Source organism: Sphingopyxis sp. GW821-FHT12C06, from assembly GCF_058807415.1.
Window position 1 is genome coordinate 237189 of record NZ_JBXAQR010000005.1, and the last position, 17794, is coordinate 254982.

Sequence of the window (17794 nt, forward strand, 5' to 3'; positions counted from 1 at the left end):
CGGCGGGACAGGAATGGCCCATGTGCATTTTCGGATGCTCCCCCATTTTATTAATATTTTCCCTCAGCATAGCGGCTGAATGTTGCCGCGCAATCCGCCGTGACGAACGACAGCGGCTTGCCATCGATCGATGACGCCGCCACACAGGCGCCCGGACGAAGCACGGAAGAGGACCAGAGATGCTGCGACGGATTTTCCTGCTTTTCGCCTTTCTGCTCGTCGCGACCGGGATCGGGCTTGCCCTGTGGGAGCCGATGGCCGCGCCGCCGCCGCCAGCCCCCGTCTTCAAGCCCACCGACGTCAAAATCGCGCGCGACAAGTTCGGTGTCCCGCATATCTTCGGCAAGACCGACGCCGACGTCGCCTATGGTGTGGCTTACGCCCACGCCGAAGATGATTTTTCGACCCTGCAGGAAGTGCTCGCGATGACGCGCGGACGCGCCGGGGCGATGCTGGGCGCGGATGGGGCCAAGGTCGATTATGCCGCCGCGCTGCTCGACATTCGCGCGACCACCGCGCGCGACTGGCCGCGCCTGCCTGATGATGTGAAGGCGCTGTTCACCGCCTATGCCGCGGGGCTCAACCATTATGCCGACAAGCATCCGGGCGAGGTACGGCTTCGCGGCCTGTTCCCGGCGACCGGCGAGGATGTCGTCGCGGGTTTCGTGCTGCGCTCGCCCTTTTTCTTCGGGCTCGACGGGGTGCTGGGCTCGCTGGTCGAAGGCAAGCCGGGCGGGCGCGAGGGCGGACCGCTGCTCGATGTGACGGGCAAGGTCGTGCCGCGCGCACTGACGCCGGTCGGGCGCGATCCCGACGCCAACGGGTCGAACGGCATGGCGGTCGCGCCGGCGCGCGCGACCGACGGCGCGACGCGGCTCGTCTCCAACTCGCACCAGCCATGGACCGGCGGGGTCGCGTGGTACGAGCTGGTCGTCCATTCGGAAGAGGGTTGGGATTTCGCCGGCGCGAACTTCCCCGGATCACCCTATCCCTTCCTCGGTCATAACAAATATCTCGGCTGGACCAACACGGTGAACCGGCCCGATCTGATCGACATTTACAAGCTGACGCTCGACGACAGCGGCGACAATTACCGCTTCGACGGCGCGTGGCGCCCGCTCGAGGAAAAACGCATCTGGCTCGGGGTCAAATTCGGCCCCTTCGTGCTCCCCGTGCCGCGCACCATTTATCGTTCGGTTCACGGGCCGGTGGTCAAGAATGACAAGGGCGCTTTTGCGATCCGCTACGCGGGGCAGGATCAGGCGAATATGGTCATCCAATATTACCGGCTCAACAAGGCGAAGAATTTCGCCGAGTGGCGCGCGGCGATGGCGGGGCAGGGCGTCCCCGCGACCAATTTCATCTATGCCGATGCCAGGGGCAATATCGGGCTTTTCTACAATGCCATGTTCCCCGACCGCCAGCCGGGCTTCAACTGGCGCGGGGTGCTGCCCGGTGACACCTCGGCCGATTTGTGGACCAAGACGCTGCCGTTCGATCGCGTCCCCGCGCTGGTCAACCCGCGCTCGGGCTATGTGATGAACGCCAACAACACGCCGTGGGTCGCGGCGGGGCCGGGCGACGAGCTCGACGCCGCCGCCTTCTCGCCCCTGCTCGGGATCGAGGATGATATGACCAACCGCGCGGTGCGGCTGATCGACCTGTTCGAGGCGTCGGGTCTGATCGACGAGGCACGGCTGAAGGCGATCAAATATGACACCGCCTATGCGCGGGCGGGCTATGCGAAGGCATGGATCGACCGGCTGCTCGCGCTCGATGTGAAGGATGATCCGGCGCTGGTCGAGGCGCAGCAATTGCTCCGCCAATGGGACTGGAACCTCGACGGCAAGGGGAAGGGCGATGCGCTGGCGCTGATGGTGCTGCGCCCCGCCAACGGCAGCCACTATCAGCGGCGCCCGGCGCCCGATCCGCGCACGGTGCTGAAAGAGACGGTCGTCCATCTGCAGAAATATTTCGCCGGGCTCGATCCCAAGCTGGGGACGGTGCTGCGGCTTCGCCACGGCGAGGGGGCGCACAGGATCGACCTGCCGCTCGACGGCGGCAATGATACGGTCCGCGCCTCGACGCTGTGGGACGTCGAATCCGACGGGCGGCTGAAGGTGCGCCACGGCGACAGCTTCATCATGTTCATGACGTGGGACCGGGATGGCCGGGTGCGGTCCGAATCGATTCAGCCGTTCGGCGCCGCGACAACACGGCCCGAAAGTCCGCACTATAATGATCAGGCGCCGCTGTTCGTGCGGCATCAGCTGAAACCGGTCCTGTTCGATCCGGCAGCGCTGATGGCGACAAAGCCCCGTGTCTATCGCCCTTGAATGGCGGATATGGCCATCCTAAACCACTGACACAGTGCCGTTCGGCACGCCATTATATGCGGGCGTCCATGCCTGCCGTTCCGAGAGGATATCCATGCCCCGTTTCCATCGTTTCGCCCTGGCCCTGGCGCTGTCGACATCGCTCGTCGCCGCCGGCCCCGCGCTCGCCAGGGCGAAGGTGGCCAACCCCGCGCCGATCGCCGACCTCGTGAAAGCGGTCGATATTCCCTATCAGGCCTTCACCCTCGACAACGGGTTGCGCGTGATCGTGCATGAGGACCGCAAAGCCCCCGTCGTCGCGGTGTCGGTCTGGTACCGCGTCGGATCGAAGCACGAGCCCAAAGGCAAGACGGGTTTTGCCCACCTGTTCGAACATCTGATGTTCAACGGGTCCGAAAATGCCCCAGGCGATTTCTTCGAGCCGCTGCAACAGGTCGGCGCGACCGACAGCAACGGCACGACCAACGTCGACCGCACCAATTATTTCGAGACGGTGCCGACCGGGGCGCTCGACCTTGCGCTGTTCCTCGAAAGCGATCGCATGGGGCATTTGCTCGGTGCGGTGACGCAGGAAAAGCTCGATAACCAGCGCGGCGTCGTCCAGAATGAAAAGCGTCAGGGCGACAACAACCCCTATGGCCTGCTGCGCTACGAGATTTTCGAAAATCTCTTCCCGACCGGCCATCCCTATCATCACAGCACGATCGGCTCGATGGGCGACCTCAATTCGGCGAGCCTCGGTGACGTGAAGAAATGGTTCACCGACAATTACGGCCCCAATAATGCGGTGCTGGTGATCGCGGGCGACGTCGACCTTGCGACCGCCAAGGCCAAGGTCGGCGAATGGTTCGGCGACATCCCTCGCGGCCCGGCGATTGCTGCGCCGGTCGTCAAGGTGCCGACACTGCCTGCGCCGCTCGCGAAAGAGGTAAAGGATCTCGTCCCGACGACGCGCATCTACCGCATGTGGGCGATCCCGGGGCTCAACGATCCCGAGTCCGTGCCGCTGCAAATGGCGATGACCGTGCTCGGCGGGCTGTCGTCGTCGCGGCTCGACAATGCGCTGGTGCGCAAGGATCCGGTCGCGGTGAGCGTATCGGCGGGCGCGCAACCCTTCGAGGATGCCGGCATCCTGCTGGTTCAGGCCGATGTGAAGCCGGGAGTCGATCCCGCGCAAGTCGCCAAGCGGCTCGACGAGGAAATCGCGTCGTTTCTCGCGAGCGGTCCAACCGCCGACGAGCTTCAGCGTGCGGCGGCAAGCTATCTCGGCGGAGTGATTTCGGGACTTGAATCGGTCGGCGGCTTCGGTGGCAAGGCCGTCGCGCTGGCCGAGGGCGCGCTCTATTCGAACGATCCGGCCTATTATAAAGTCGAACTCGACCGCATGGCCAAGGCGACCCCCGAACAGGTGAAAGCGATCGCGAACAAATGGCTGTCGCGCCCGGCTTTCTCGCTGACCTATACGCCGGGCGAGCGCACCGAAGGCGGTGAAAATCGCGGCGGCGCGGTGACGGCGGGCAAAGCCGCGAGCTTTGTAGAGCCCGACCGTTACTGGAACCCCGCGCTCGGCGATGTCGGTCCCGATACCGGCATCGGCACGTCGATTGCCGACCGCTCGCAGATGCCCGCCGTGACCGATCTGAAGGCGCTCGACTTCCCCGCGATCGAACGCGCGAAGCTCAGGAACGGCATCGAGGTCGTCTTCGCGCGCCGCGCGACGGTGCCGACGGTCAATGTCGCGGTCAGCTTCGACGCGGGCTATGCCGCCGATCCGCACAATGCGCTGGGTACCCAGTCGCTGATGCTCAGCCTGATGGACGAGGGCACGACCAGCCTCGATTCGATCGCCTTTGCCGAAGCGAAAGAGCGGCTCGGGGCGCAGATCGACGGGTCGGCCAATGCCGATGAGACCGTGTTCAGCCTGTTCGCGCTGAAACCGAACCTCGCGCCGTCGCTGACTTTGCTCGCCGACTATATCCGCAACCCCGCCTTCGACGCGAAGGAGCTCGAGCGTGTGCGCGCGCAGCAGCTCAACCGGTTGAACGCCGAACTCAACAATCCGAACGCGATTGCCTCGCGCGTGCTGATGCCGACGCTTTACGGCCCCGACCATCCCTATGGCATTCCGCCCTCGGGGCTGGGCAATGCGAAGGCCGTCACGGCGGCGACGCGCGAGCAGCTCGCGGCCTTTCATTCGACATGGTTCCGGCCCGATACGGCGCGCATCTTCGTCGTCGGCGACACGACGCTGAAGGATGTGACGAAACAGCTCGATGCCGCCTTCGGCAATTGGAAAGCCCCGGCGACGGCAAAGCCGACCAAGCATTTCGAGATTGCCATCCCGCAACCCAAACCGCGAATCCTGTTGATCGACCGGCCGAAATCGCCGCAGTCGGTGATCCTTGCGGGCAAGATACTCGATGCGAAGGGTGGCGACGATCTGGACGTGCTGCGGTCGGCCAATGATATCTTCGGCGGCAATTTTCTGTCGCGCTTCAACATGAACCTGCGCGAGACCAAGGGCTGGTCCTATGGTGTGCGTGCGCGCATTTCGAGCGAGAAGGACCGACTGAACTGGGTCATCGCGGCGCCGGTGCAGGCCGACCGCACCGGCGATTCGATCAAGGAACTGCAAAGCGACCTCAAGGCGTTCCTCGGCGACAAGGGTGTCACCCCGGAAGAATTGCAGCGCACGATCAACGGCAGCGTACGCGAATTGCCGGGCAGCTTCGAAACCTCGGGCGACGTGCTCGGCGGGCTGCGCTCGATCGTCAAATTCGGCCGCTCCGACAATTATTATGAAACGCTTGCTGCGACCTATGAAGCGATGACCGCGCCCGAAATCGACGCGGCAGCGCGCAAAGCCTTCAGCGCCGACGATCTTGTCTATGTTATTGTTGGCGACGCTGCGGTGGTAAAACCGCAGCTTGACGGATTGGGATTGGCAGTGGAAACAGCGTCACCCGCTAACTAACATCAGTTTCAGTAGGAGAGTTTGCATGTCTCAAGTCGATGGTAGCTATGATTGCATCACCAAGTCGCCGATGGGCGACCAGAAGTCGGTTTTCACCGTCAGCAGCGACGGTGGCAGCTTCACCGGCCAGAATGCCGGAGGCATGGGCTCGCTCGACGTCGAAAATGGCAAGGTCGACGGCAACAAGCTGACCTGGACCATGAATATGAAGGTTCCGATGCCGATGACGCTCGAATGCGAAGCGACGGTCGACGGCGACGTGCTGACCGGCACCATCAAGGCCGGCGCATTCGGTTCGATGGCGATGAACGGTACGCGCCAAGGCTGATCGCCCGCGCCCAGCCGGGCAACAGGAAGGGCCGTCTCGCACCTGCGGGGCGGCCCTTTTGCTTTGATTGCATAGCATTGCGTGCGCCGTCTTCGTCCCTTGGGGGCTATCCAAAACGGCGCCAGCGGCGCATAGTCTCGCTGCAATGCACAATTTATCCAAAACTTCACAGCGGTCGGGCCTTCCGGGCGATCGCGAAATGGTGTTCATGATGGCGATGGTGATGGCACTCAACGCGCTTGCCATCGATTCGATGCTGCCCGCGCTGCCGGCGATTGCCGACGGGCTGGGGGTGCTGGTCGCCAACCAGCGCCAGCATGTCATTTCGGTCTATCTGCTCGGCGTCGCCTTCGGCTCGCTCGTCTATGGTCCGCTCGCCGACCGCTTTGGACGCAAGCGCGTGCTGGTCGCGGCGCTGTGGGCCTATGCCGTGTTCGCGATCGGCTGCGCGCTCGCGACGAGTTTCCCGATGCTGCTCGTGCTGCGCTTCGGTCACGGGCTGGTCAGCGCGGCGCTGGGCGTCATCGTCGTCGCGGTGATCCGCGACCTGTTCGTCGGTGACGCGATGGCCAAGCGCATGTCGCTGATCTTTCTGGTCTTCATGATCGTGCCGATCATCGCCCCGGCGATCGGCGCCGGGGTCGCGGCGCTGGCTGGCTGGCGCGCGATCTTCATGCTGTTCGCGGCGATGAGCCTCGTCATGCTCATCTGGTTGCGCCGTCTGCCCGAAACGCTCGACCCCGCCGACGCGCGGCCGCTGGATCTGGGCACGGTGGCGTCGGGCTGGCTGACGGTGACGCGGCACCGCCGCGCCGCGGGCTATATGATCGCCTCGGGCCTGATGCAGGGCGCCCTGTTCGGCTACCTCAACAGCAGCGAACAGATCATCGCCGGGATTTTCGATGCGCAGCCGCTGTTCCCGCTCGTCTTCGCCTGTGTCGCCGTCGGCATCGCGATCGCCAATTTCTCCAACGCGCATATCGTCGAACGCTTCGGGGCGCGGCGCGTGTCGCAGACCGCGGTCTTCGCCTTCATGGCGACCTCGATCGCGCAGATTGCCGCGGCGTCGAGCGGCACCGAAACGCTGACGATGTTCACCCTGTTGATGATGGTTAATGTCGGGCTGATCGGTTTCATCAGCAGCAATTTCGGGTCGATCGCGATGGAGGATTTCGGCCATATGGCCGGGGTCGCATCGTCGTACCAGAGCTTTGCCAAGATGCTGCTCGCGGCGTCGGCGGGGGCGTTTATCGGCCAGCAATATGACGGCACGACCTTGCCGCTGGCCTATGCCTTCCTCGGCTGTGCAGTGTCAGGGCTGTTGCTGGTGTTGTGGGCCGAGCGCGGCAAGCTGTTCACCCGGCCACGCACCGCACCCAAAAGCCCTTACTGAACCGGCGGCAAAAGAAAGGGGGCCGAAGCCCCCTTTCCATTTAGCTCTTGAACGACGGCACCGGGGGTACCGGTGGCGGCGGTGCATCGCTGTCATCCTCATGCACTTCGACATGGCCGAGGCCGACATGGCTGCGGCGGCGGCTGTAGCCGAAGTAGACGAGCAGGCCGAGGGCGGCCCAGATCACGAACAGCATGATGCTCTTCGAATCGAGGTTGAAGAACAGATAGACGCAGCCGGCAATCGCGATCGGCGCAGTGATATAGATCGCGGGGGTGCGGAACGGACGATGGCGGGTCGGGTCGGTCTTGCGGATCACCATCACCGCGATCGACACGGCGGCAAAGGCGAAGAGCGTACCCGAGTTGGAGATGTTCGCCAGCTGCCCCACGGGGAAGAAGGCGGCGAACAGCGCCACCGCGACACCGGTGATGATCGTGATCACGTGCGGTGTGTTGAACTTCGGATGGATTTTCGAGAAGGCCTGCGGGAGCAGACCGTCGCGGCTCATGACGAAGAAGATGCGGGTCTGGCCGAACATCATCATCAGGATGACCGACGGCAGCGCGAGGCCGGCGGCGAGGCCGATCAGATTGCCGATCTGTGGCCAGCCGATTTCACGCATCGTCCAGGCCAGCGCTTCTTTCGAACAAACCACCGCCTGATCGCCCATGGCGGCGCAGGCTGCGGCGAGTTCGCGGCTGCCGGGTTCGAGCGCATGTTTGGCGGCGGCGTCGATGCCGACCGGCTGCGCACCGACCGAACCGATGACCCCGGCGGCGACGAGCAGGTAGAAGATGGTGCAGATGGCAAGGCTGCCGATCAGGCCGATCGGCATGTTGCGCTGTGGATTCTTGGTTTCCTCGGCGGCGGTCGAGACCGCATCGAAGCCCACATAAGCGAAGAAGATCGATGCCGCAGCGGCGCCGATGCCGCCGAAGCCGAGCGGGGCGAAGGGTTCGAAATTCTCCATCTTCATCACCGGCACGGCGAGAACGACGAAGAGCGTCAGCGCGGCGACCTTGATGACGACGAGGAAGGCATTGACCGTCGCCGATTCCCGCGTGCCGATGACGAGCAGCATGGTGACGACCCCGGCGATGAACATCGCCGGCAGGTTGATCATCCCGCCGTCGAACGGCCCGAGCACCAATGTCGATGGTATGTCGATGCTGAAGGCATTTTCGATCAAGCCGACGACATAGCCCGACCAGCCGACCGAGACGGCGCCTGCCGCGACGGCATATTCGAGGATCAGCGCCCAGCCGACCATCCACGCGATCAGCTCACCCATCACGGCATAGCTGTAGGTGTAGGCCGAGCCCGACACGGGGACCATCGAGGCCATTTCGGCGTAGCAGAGCGCGGCAAAGGCGCAGACGAAACCGGCGATGATGAAGCTGATCATCATGCCCGGGCCGGCCTTTTGTGCGGCCTCGGCGGTGAGCACGAAAATACCCGTGCCGATCACGGCGCCTATTCCCAGCATGGTGAGCTGGAAGGCGCCCAAAGTTCGCTTCAGCGATTTTTTTTCGGCTGTCGCCAAAATGGCATCTAACGGTTTTACCCGGTCAAATATCATAGAGAAATTTCCCCTTGTGGGGCGACCGTCGACGGCGCCCTCTCCTGGCGCGGCAGACTAGCCGCTCCACCCGTCAGCGCAACTTAATTTCGTGCGAGCGGGTATAGCTTACCGTACCGTAAATCGCACCCGGTCGATCATCCGCCCGCCGGGGTCGACGAGCGTCAGCATATGGATTCCCGGGCGCGGCAGGATTTGCTGGCCGGCGTCGGCGTCGCCGAGCACCATTTTGTCGAGGATCAGCCGGTGCCCCGCGACCGATCCGCTGACGCTGACCGCCAGCCGCTGGCGGTCGATCGGGATGTCGGGGTCGAGCGCATAGACGCTGCCGCTGACCGGGCTGGTGATGCGCGGGCGGCGCGCGACGGCGGGGGCGGCGGCCATTTCGCTTTGCGCGGTGCCGCGCAGGAAATATTCGCGGCGCGGCGGTTCGCGGGTGCCGGGCAGGCTGATCTGGCGCGCCTCGACGCCGTCCGGCATCGATGGTGGCTTGCCGGGGCTTCCCGCATGGAGCGCGAGCATGACGTCGCGCCACACCGGCGCGGCGCCCGACGTGCCCGACACCGCGCGCATCGAATCGCCCTCGAGATTGCCGACCCACACCGCGACGGTGAAGCGGTCGGACCAGCCGACGCACCAATTGTCGCGCATCCCCTTCGACGTCCCGGTCTTGGCGGCGGCCCAGAAGGGCAGGCGGAGCGCGCTGTCGGAACCGAAGGCATCGGCGCGGGCGGACGCGTCGGCGAGGATGTCGCCGACGATGAAGGCGGCGGCGGGCTGGACGATCTGGCGCGTCTCGCCCGGCTTTTCGCCCAACGAGAGGTGCACCGGCGACCAGCGCCCGCCGTTGGCGAAGCTCCGAAAGGCGTTGGCTTGTTCGACCAGCGACACTTCGGCCGACCCGAGCGCGAGGCTGAAGCCGTAGAAATCGCCATCCTCGACGAGGCCGTGATAGCCGAGCGCCCAGAGCCGGTCGCGGAATTCCTGGACATCGTCGATGACGAGCGCGCGGACGGCGGGGACGTTCAATGAACTCGCCAGCGCGTTGCGGACGCTGACCGGCCCCTTGAAGCTGTGATCGTAGTTTTTGGGGACATAGAGGCCGGAGGCGGTGTCGAGCTGGACCGGGCTGTCGTCGAGGATCGACGCGGCGGTGAGCCAGCCGCGTTCGATCACCTGCGCATAGAGATGCGGCTTGAGCGTCGATCCCGCCTGCCGCCGTGCATTGGCGCCGTCGACCGCCGCGGCGGTGGATTTGAGCCCGACCCCGCCGACATAGGCGAGCACTTCGCCGGTGGCATTGTCGAGCACGACGACCGCGCCGTCGCGGACGCGGTCCGACCCCAGCCCGGCGAGCTGGCGGCGCAGCGCGACGATTGCGGCGGCCTGAATGCGGCGGTCGATCGTCGTCGTCACGCGCTTGCCGGGCTTGTCGAGCAGGCGGACCGCGAGGTGCGGCGCGAGTGCGGGATCGAGCTCGGCGATGCGCTCGCCCGACACGAGCGTCGCGGCGGCGGTGCGGATCGCGGTGCAGTCTCTTGCCTGCGCGACGCGGCACGCACGGCGGCCGAGCGCTTCGGCGCCGGCGGTCGGATTGGGCAGCAGTCCCGCGAACAAGGCCGCGTCGGTGCGGGTCATTTCGGCGGGGCGTTTGCCGAACAGCGCGCGCGATCCCGCGCCGATGCCCTGCGCTTCGCCGCGCAGAGGGACGAGGTTGAAATAGGCTTCGAGCATCTGCTCGTGCGACCAGTTCGACGCGAGCGCCTGTCCGGCGCGCATCTGGCGGATCTTGTTGAGCCAGTCGCGCTTGCCGGGCTGTGCGAGCTCGGGGGCGAGAAAGCCTGCGAGTTGCATCGGGAGGGTCGAGGCGCCGCGCGAGCGTCCGCCGGTCCTCCCCCACGTCAGGCGGGTGCGCGCGGCGCTCGCGATTGCGAGCCAGTCGACTCCGCCATGCGACCAGAAACGCCGGTCCTCGGCCTGCACCACCATATCGCGGGCGGCAGGGCTGATGTCGTTCAGTGGCACCCACGCGAGGCGGCGGCGTTCGAAATTGACGCGCTCGCTGTCGAGCAGGCGGCCATTGCGGTCGTAGAGCCACGCTTCGCTGGGTTTCCAGTCGGTGCGGACTTCGGCGTAGTCGGGCATCGCGGGCGGGCGCGTGAGGAGGTGCGCTGCGGTCGTGAGGACCAGCAGCGCTAGCGCGAGCCAGCCAAGGATGTCGCGCCAACGGCGTTTGCGAGAGGATTCCACTGGCCGCTCTATCTGATGCGGATCAGCGCCGGCCCCTCAATTTCCGTTTGCATCGGACGAAGTCGAGATGCCCGTCGGCCGTGCGCGCGACGGGGGTGTCTCGACTTCGCTCGACACGAACGAAAAGAGAAAGGGCGGGCGGGCATCACTGCCCGACGCTCGCCACCGTCAACGGCGCGTTCGGCCACTGGCCGCGGATCGCGGGCGAATACATCGCCTCGACCCGCGTCGGCGGCAGGGTGAATTTGCCCGAGCCGTTGAGGCGTACGACATATTCGACCGCATGAGTGCCTGCGGGCATCCAGCCGAAATAGCCGCGCCAGCTGTCTTTTCCACGCTCGACATAGCTCGGCTGCGCGCCCGATCCGCTCGCCTGATCGGCGAGCATTTCGGACTGGCCGCCCAGATTGCCGACGATCGTTGCGCCCGGCGCGACCGGATCGTTGATCACGACCCACGTCCGGCCCGCCGCCGCGACGACCTCGATCCGCACCTTGATCACGTCGCCGCGCGTCAGCTGGTTCTTGTCGGCCGCCTTGACGACGCTCACCGAGCGCTTGATCCGGTAGCCGGCGTTGAGCGGTTCCTTGAGCGGCACGGCGGCCTTGACGCTGACCGTCGCCCATGGCGCGCCCGTGCCCTCATGCTTCAGGCTCATCGTTGCCGCGGCCAGCGCAACCCGCAGCGGCGAGATGGGTTCGGCGGGAAGCGGCCAGCTTTGCGCGGCGGTGCCGCCCGCAAGGCTGATATTGGTGACGCCGGTGATGGCACTCGCCGGATAAAGCTCGGCGAAGCGGCGGACGGTGGTTGCGCCCCACGCATTGGCGGGGGTCGTGTCCCAATGACCCTTGCGCTGACGCTGGGCGACGCCGACCATCAGCTTGCCCGCGTCATCCTCCCAGCCCTTGCGGCCGAGCACGGCTTCCAGGGCCTTGATCGCCATTTCGTCGCCGCTGGTCATCATCCACCACGGCGCCTTCGCATCGTCGACAAGGTCGAGACGCGTGCCTTCGTAAACGAGCCGCTTGCGCAGTTCGGCCTCGGCGGCGGTGCGCAGCGCGACGGCATTGCGTACCCCCGGCGTCCGCTCGATCGCGACGAGCCAGTCGGCGAGCGTGCCGGTGGCCATGTCGATCGGGGCGACGTCGATCGCCGCGACAAGGCTCGCGCTCGACGCATTGTTGCGTGCGAGCGCCGCCAAGGCCGCGACGCGGACCGGGCGGATATCATAGGGGCCGTAACCCTTGCGGTTAAGGCGTCCCTCGACGACCGCCTGCAACGCCTTGACCATCTTCGCCTTTGACGTTTCGGGGATCGCGAAGCCGTTGGCGGCGGTGATCGCGAGGACATAGGCGGTGAGTTCAGGCGAGCCCGTCATCTGGTTGTTCGGCCAGTAACGCAGCAGTCCGTCGTCATCGAGATAGGTCGGCATGGCTTCCGCAAGCGCCTGCCAGCGCGCAACATCGCCGAGCGCGATCGCGCGCGAGGTCGACTGTTCGAAGCAATTATATGGATAGATCGCCATATAATCGCGCACTCCGGCGAGCGGCGGCGCGAGCGTTCCTGCGAGCGCGACATCGACATAGCCGCCGGGCAAGGCGCCCGCCGGGATGGCGATCGGCAGGGTCGTTCCGGGGCCGACGCGGAACAGGCTGGCGGCCCAGGTCTCGACCGGCACCGCGGGCTCGACCATCTGTTCGAAGACCAGCCGGTCGCGCTGCTTGCCGCCCTTGGCGACCGCCTCGACCGTCCACTGGATTGGGCCGGTCATATCGGGGGCGACCATCGACCAGCTGACCGGCACTGCGCCGCCCGCCGGGATGGTGACGGTGAGCGGCGGCGCGGTCGCGACGGCGGGTGCCAGCGTCGGGGTCGCTGTGACCTCCATCGGCTTGTCGGTGCCGTTGCGCAGCGTGAAGCGCGCATCATAGGTGTCGCCGGTGCGGACGAGTTCGGGCAGCCCGGCGAAGACCGCGAGATCCTGCACGGTGCGGACGCTGGTTTCGCCGGTGCCGAAATATTGCGCGCCGTCGGCCGCGATCGCGACGAGGCGGAAGCTCGACAGATTGTCCGACAAGGGCACATCGACCACCGCACGGCCCCTGCTGTCGAGCGGGACATTGCCCTTCCACAGCAGGACCGGGCGGAAATCCTCGCGGGTCAGCCCCGAAAGATCGCCGCCGCCACCGCCGCCAGGTTCGAGCGCCTTGCGGCCGTAATGCCTTTTCCCGACAACCTGCATCTGCGCGGTCGAGGTCAGCACGTCGAGGGTGCGTTCGCCCATCATCGCGTCGATCAGCTGCCAGCTTTCGTTCGGGGCGAGCTGGAGCAAAGCCTCGTCGACCGCGGCGAAGGCGACGTCGGCGCTTTTGGGCGCCTTGCCATCGGGGGTCTTGACCTCGATCGCGACCTTGGCGGTTTCGCGAACGGCATATTTTTCCTTGTCGGCCTTCACCTTGACGCCGAGTTGATGGCCTTCCCAGCCGACCTTGATGCGCGCGATGCCCATGCGGTAGCTCGGCTTGGCGAGGTCGACGAGCGCGGTTGGGGGAGCGCCTTCGCTATTCTCGATCTGGAAACCGACCGCGCGTTTCATCTGGCGGAACCAGCTTTCCTGTCCGGTGACGCGCCCGCGTACCGCCATCACCGAGACATAGACGTCGGGGGCGTAGGTGGCGGGGAGCTTGACCTGAACGACGGGATCGGTGCCCTTCAAGGGCACGACAAAGCTCGACAATACGCCTTCGCGTTCGACGGTGACGAGCGCGGTCGCTTCGCGGAAGGGCATCCGGACCTGGAAGCGCGCGGTGTCGCCCGCGGCATAGCGCGGCTTTTCGGCGATCACGTCCATGCGGTCGCCATTGTCGCCGCCGAACCACCAGTCATCGTCGCCCGCGAGCCAGACCGAGCGCACCGCGCGCGCCTCATTGCCGTCGGCGTCGGTGGTCGTCGCAACCACGGTCACCTCGCCCGAGATTCCGGGTGCCATCGCGCAGCTCGCGCGGCCGAGCTTGTCGGTCGTCGCGGCGCACGTCGTGGCGAGCCGGGTCGTGCGCATCTGATTGTCATAGGCATAGAAGCCGCCGATCAGGCGGCGGCGCGCGGTGATGATCTCGCGATTATAGAGCGCGACCGAGACGCGCTGGCCCGACAGCGGCTTGCCATCCAAATCGAGCGCGACGAACTTCAGGCGCAGATCATTGTCGCGCATCATCCAGCCGTCGGTCTTGAGCCCGAGGCGGACCGCCGACGGATAAAGCGTGATCCGGCGACTGCTGGTCAGCGTCTCGCCATTGGCGTCGGCATAATCCATCTCGACCGCCATCAGCGTCGGTTCGGTGATCGGCTGGTCGACTGTCACACTGGTGGTGGCGGTGCCGTCGGCACCGAGCGTCAGCGGCACCGAGCGCGCGAGCGGCATGTCGGCGGCGGGTTCGTCGCCGCTGTCGTCGAGCTGGACGACGCCTTCCCTGACCGGCTGGCCGTCGAAGTCCCAGTCGCTATAATCTTGCGGCGGCGACCAGCTCGGGCGGAAATTGGTGCGCAGTTCGACCGGCAGGTTCGGCGCGGGGCCGCCCGACAAATAGCCGACGAACAGCGACAGCGGCACTGCGGTCGGCCGCACCGGCGATGCCTTGGGCCCGGTGACCGTCGCCTTCATCGTCGGCAGGCGATATTCGTCAACGCGGACTGATTGCCCCGACCAAATGGTTTTATCTTCGCCATCCTTGTCCTTGGTGACGAAGACGAGTTCATAATCGCCCATCGGCGCCGATGCGGGGACGTTCCAGACGGTTTCGCCGCTCCCATTCGCGCTGACGGCAAAGGGCATTTCAAATTCGGTGTCCGACCCGCGGTGGACGAGGCGCAGCTTGCCCGCCATCGCCTTGGGGATCTGGAAGCCGAGCCCGATCGGACGGCGCAGGATATGCTTCATATTGACCGTCTCGCCCGCCTTGACGAGCGCGCGGTCGAAGATGGTGTGGAGGATGTCGCTCCGCTCCGACCAGCCATAGGGAAGGTCGAAATCATAGGGGCGGATGCCGTTGCCCCAGTCGGTGAGGGTGAAGCTGAAATCATCGCCCGCGCGCGCGCTGACCATCAGCGCATGGCCTTCGCTGTTCGCGAGATCGGGTTTTTCCTCGCAGCTTGCATAGGTTTCGGGCTGGGGCAGCCCCGACGGGAAGCCGAGGCGACCCGCCTTGTCGGCGACCCCGCGCGCGATCAGCCGGCCGGTGCAGCTGTCGGTGACGCGGATTTCGGCGCCCGCAACAGGCAGGCCCTTGTCGAGCGAGGTCACCCATGCGAGCGAGCCCTCGCGGCCCCATTTGAAATGGACCGCCATATTGGTGACGAGCGCAGCGGTCGCGACATAGCGCGTCGCCTTGCGCCCGAGCAGTGTCGCGCCGAGTTCGGGGCTCGCGATCTCGACGACATGGAATCCTTTTTCGGTCAGCGGGATGCCGATGACTTCAAATTCCTTGCCGCCGCCCGGCGGCGTCAGTTGCAGGTCGCGGCGTTCGCCGCCCGCCGGTGCGCCCGCAAACACCGATTTGGTGCCGGTGTAATTGACCGTGACCTCTTTGCCGGTGCGGTCCTTTTCCTCGCGATAGTCGGTATCGTCGGCGTCATCGACGCGCTTCAGCCAGCGCGCGATCGCGGCATCATCGTCGCCGACCTTGAGTGCGGTCGCGGGCATTTTGAGGTTCGACTGGACCATCGTCCCTTCGACCCCGCGCACGGTGACGGGCAGCACGCCGCCCTCGCTCGCTTCCAAAATGCCGAATTCGGCGGCGAATTTGACCAGCGGCGGCGCGCGGTCGATGTGGAATTTCAGCGGGAAGTTCGACTGGTTGGCCAGCTTGCGGCCGCTCTGGTCGGTGACGTCGGCGGGCAGCACCAGCGTCGCATCGACATTTTGCGGGAGTGGGCCGGTGAAGCGAACCTGCGTCAGAAACGCGTCATTCTTGTCGCTGTCGGCGACCTTCGGCGTCAGCTTTTTGCCGTCGGCGGTGTTGAGCGTCGCGGCGAGGGCGGCGTCGCGCGCAATCGGCGCGGCGAAGGTCAGGATGACATCCTTGATGGGGTTGCATCCGGCCTGCGGATTGACGCGGTTGCACGACATTTTCGCGGTGAAGGCGGCGCGCACATCATAGTCGAAACGCTGGTCGCGCCCGGCCGTGCGGGCGGGGATGCCGGCCTGCGCAATGCGCGCGTCCCAGACGAGCGCCATGTCGCGCCCGGGAGGCAGCGGGCGGCGGCATTTGACGGGGACGATGCGGTCGAGCGCAGCCTCGCGGTCGGCGCCCGCAGCGGGCAGGCGCTGCGGCAGCCCCGCGTCTTCGGTGAAGGACTGGCGCGACCAGTTGTTGTCGCCGAGGCCGGACAATATCTGCGTCGCGGTCTCGCGCGGCAGCACGTCGAGCGGAATCTTCTCGCCGATCCCGTCAACCGCGCAATAGCCATAGCGGCCGACCGAGGCGCGGTCGGCGGCGACATTGGTGGCGACGAGGAAGATCTGGTCCTCCTCGATTCCGCCATAGATGCCGCCGGCGAGGACGGCGCGCGCCGAGGGGCCGCCGGTGTCGAGCGCGAAGCGGCTGTTGCCGACGACATTGACCCCGCGCGCGGTGGTCAGCCCGTCGCGCAGTTCGACATGGCAGCTGAGCCCGCCGGGAAGCGGCTTTTCGAATTCGAGCACCCAGGTGCGCGTGTCGACCCAGCGGCCGTCGGCGGGGCGCTTGCAGTCGTTGGTCGCGGGTGCCTTGGCGCGCGGATCGCCGAGCGGCACCATGTCTTCGGAAAAGCGCAGGGTGAAGCGGCTGATCGTGCCTTCGCCGGTGCCGGTGCTGCCCGGGGTAGCGAGCGTGACCTGCGGGGGCGTGTCGCCGCCCGCCGCCGCGACGGCCATGGCGAGGGGGACGAGCAGAGCCAGCCGTACCTTGCTGGTCAAACGACCACCGAGTCCGTGCCACATCGATGCCATTAATCGTCTCCCCGCTTTCAGAGCGTTGGGTTATCCTGCTGGAAACAGGGGTGTGAGTCCACCGCGCATCGTGCACGACTAGCCGCAACGGGCCGATATGCTGTGATCGCGATTACAGACACAGGTAAATCCGGACTGTCGCCCCGCTGAGGCGACGTGTATCTTCGACGTACTTTTCAGCGCGCGAGCATCGGTCCGAGCGGCCCACCGGCGAACAGGTGGACGTGGAGGTGCGGGACTTCCTGATGGCTGTCGGGGCCGACATTGGCGAGCAGGCGATAGCCGGGAACGACAAGGCCGTTGTCGCGCGCGACCTGTCCGACCGCGCGGACGAAACCCGCAATTTCGGTATCGCTTCCACGATCCGAAAAATCGTCCCAGCTGACATAGGCGCCCTTGGGGATCACCAAAATATGGAGCGGCGCTTGCGGGTTGATGTCGTGAAAAGCGAGGGCGTGGTCGTCCTCATAGACTTTTTTGCATGGCAGTTCGCCCCGCAGGATGCGTGCGAAGATGTTGCTGTCGTCATAGGGGAGGGTCGCGTCGATCGCCATGATGGCTCCTGTTGCTATTTGCGGCTGGCTTTTTCGGCGTGGCCCGAGGTGCCGTGGCGCCGGTCGATCTCGGCGGCGACATCGGCCCAGGCGATGCCGCGTTCGGCGAGCAATACGGTGAGGTGGAAGATCAGGTCGCTGGCTTCGCCGATCAGCGCGTGATCGTCTTCGCTCATTGCGGCGATGACGGTTTCGACGGCTTCTTCGCCGAATTTCTGCGCGATCTTGCCGCGGCCCTTGGCTGCGAGGCTCGCGACATAGGAGGCCTCGGCGGTGCCCGCAGCGAGCCGGTCGCGGACGACGGCTTCGAGCCGCCCCAATGCTTCGCCGATCGCCATGCTCATTCCGCCTGTCCCTTCGCCCGCGTGCCTAGCGTCCGGAGGCGGCGGCG

At 65.8% G+C, this 17794-nt stretch carries 9 protein-coding genes; 4 read left to right on the forward strand and 5 right to left on the reverse strand.

The window, feature by feature from the left end; all coding sequences use genetic code 11:
- The first annotated feature begins 179 nt into the window (after window positions 1–179).
- The 4 genes from AC1RRJ_RS16425 (at window position 180) to AC1RRJ_RS16440 (ending at window position 7031) form a co-directional block, all read left to right on the forward strand.
- Window positions 180–2336, forward strand: coding sequence for an acylase (locus tag AC1RRJ_RS16425; RefSeq protein ID WP_493124568.1), 2157 nt, complete (start codon window positions 180–182; stop codon window positions 2334–2336).
- Between the two features lie 94 nt (window positions 2337–2430).
- The gene (locus tag AC1RRJ_RS16430) at window positions 2431–5310 is read left to right on the forward strand and encodes a M16 family metallopeptidase (protein ID WP_493124570.1); all 2880 of its coding nucleotides are present in this window, start codon (window positions 2431–2433) and stop codon (window positions 5308–5310) included.
- Between the two features lie 25 nt (window positions 5311–5335).
- Entirely contained in the window at window positions 5336–5638 is a 303-nt protein-coding gene (locus tag AC1RRJ_RS16435; RefSeq protein WP_493124572.1) for a hypothetical protein, read from the forward strand.
- A 199-nt stretch (window positions 5639–5837) separates the two neighbouring features.
- Window positions 5838–7031: a multidrug effflux MFS transporter gene (locus AC1RRJ_RS16440; protein WP_493124574.1), complete on the forward strand. Its 1194-nt coding sequence runs from the start codon at window positions 5838–5840 to the stop codon at window positions 7029–7031.
- A gap of 40 nt (window positions 7032–7071) precedes the next feature.
- Here AC1RRJ_RS16440 and AC1RRJ_RS16445 read toward each other — a convergent pair whose 3' ends face one another.
- The 5 genes from AC1RRJ_RS16445 to AC1RRJ_RS16465 form a co-directional block, all read right to left on the reverse strand.
- Window positions 7072–8613 carry an amino acid permease gene (locus AC1RRJ_RS16445; RefSeq protein ID WP_493124576.1) on the reverse strand — a complete coding sequence of 514 codons (1542 nt, stop codon included), beginning with the start codon at window positions 8611–8613 and terminating at the stop codon, window positions 7072–7074.
- A 108-nt stretch (window positions 8614–8721) separates the two neighbouring features.
- Window positions 8722–10863 (reverse strand): penicillin-binding protein 1C, encoded by a 2142-nt coding sequence (gene pbpC, locus AC1RRJ_RS16450; protein ID WP_493124578.1) that lies wholly within the window; start codon window positions 10861–10863, stop codon window positions 8722–8724.
- 145 nt (window positions 10864–11008) lie between these two features.
- Window positions 11009–16849 carry an alpha-2-macroglobulin family protein gene (locus tag AC1RRJ_RS16455; protein WP_493124580.1) on the reverse strand — a complete coding sequence of 1947 codons (5841 nt, stop codon included), beginning with the start codon at window positions 16847–16849 and terminating at the stop codon, window positions 11009–11011.
- A gap of 176 nt (window positions 16850–17025) precedes the next feature.
- Window positions 17026–17403, reverse strand: coding sequence for a histidine triad nucleotide-binding protein (locus tag AC1RRJ_RS16460; RefSeq protein ID WP_493124582.1), 378 nt, complete (start codon window positions 17401–17403; stop codon window positions 17026–17028).
- A 14-nt stretch (window positions 17404–17417) separates the two neighbouring features.
- Window positions 17418–17735, reverse strand: coding sequence for a phosphoribosyl-ATP diphosphatase (locus tag AC1RRJ_RS16465; protein ID WP_493124965.1), 318 nt, complete (start codon window positions 17733–17735; stop codon window positions 17418–17420).
- Between the last annotated feature and the right edge of the window lie 59 nt (window positions 17736–17794).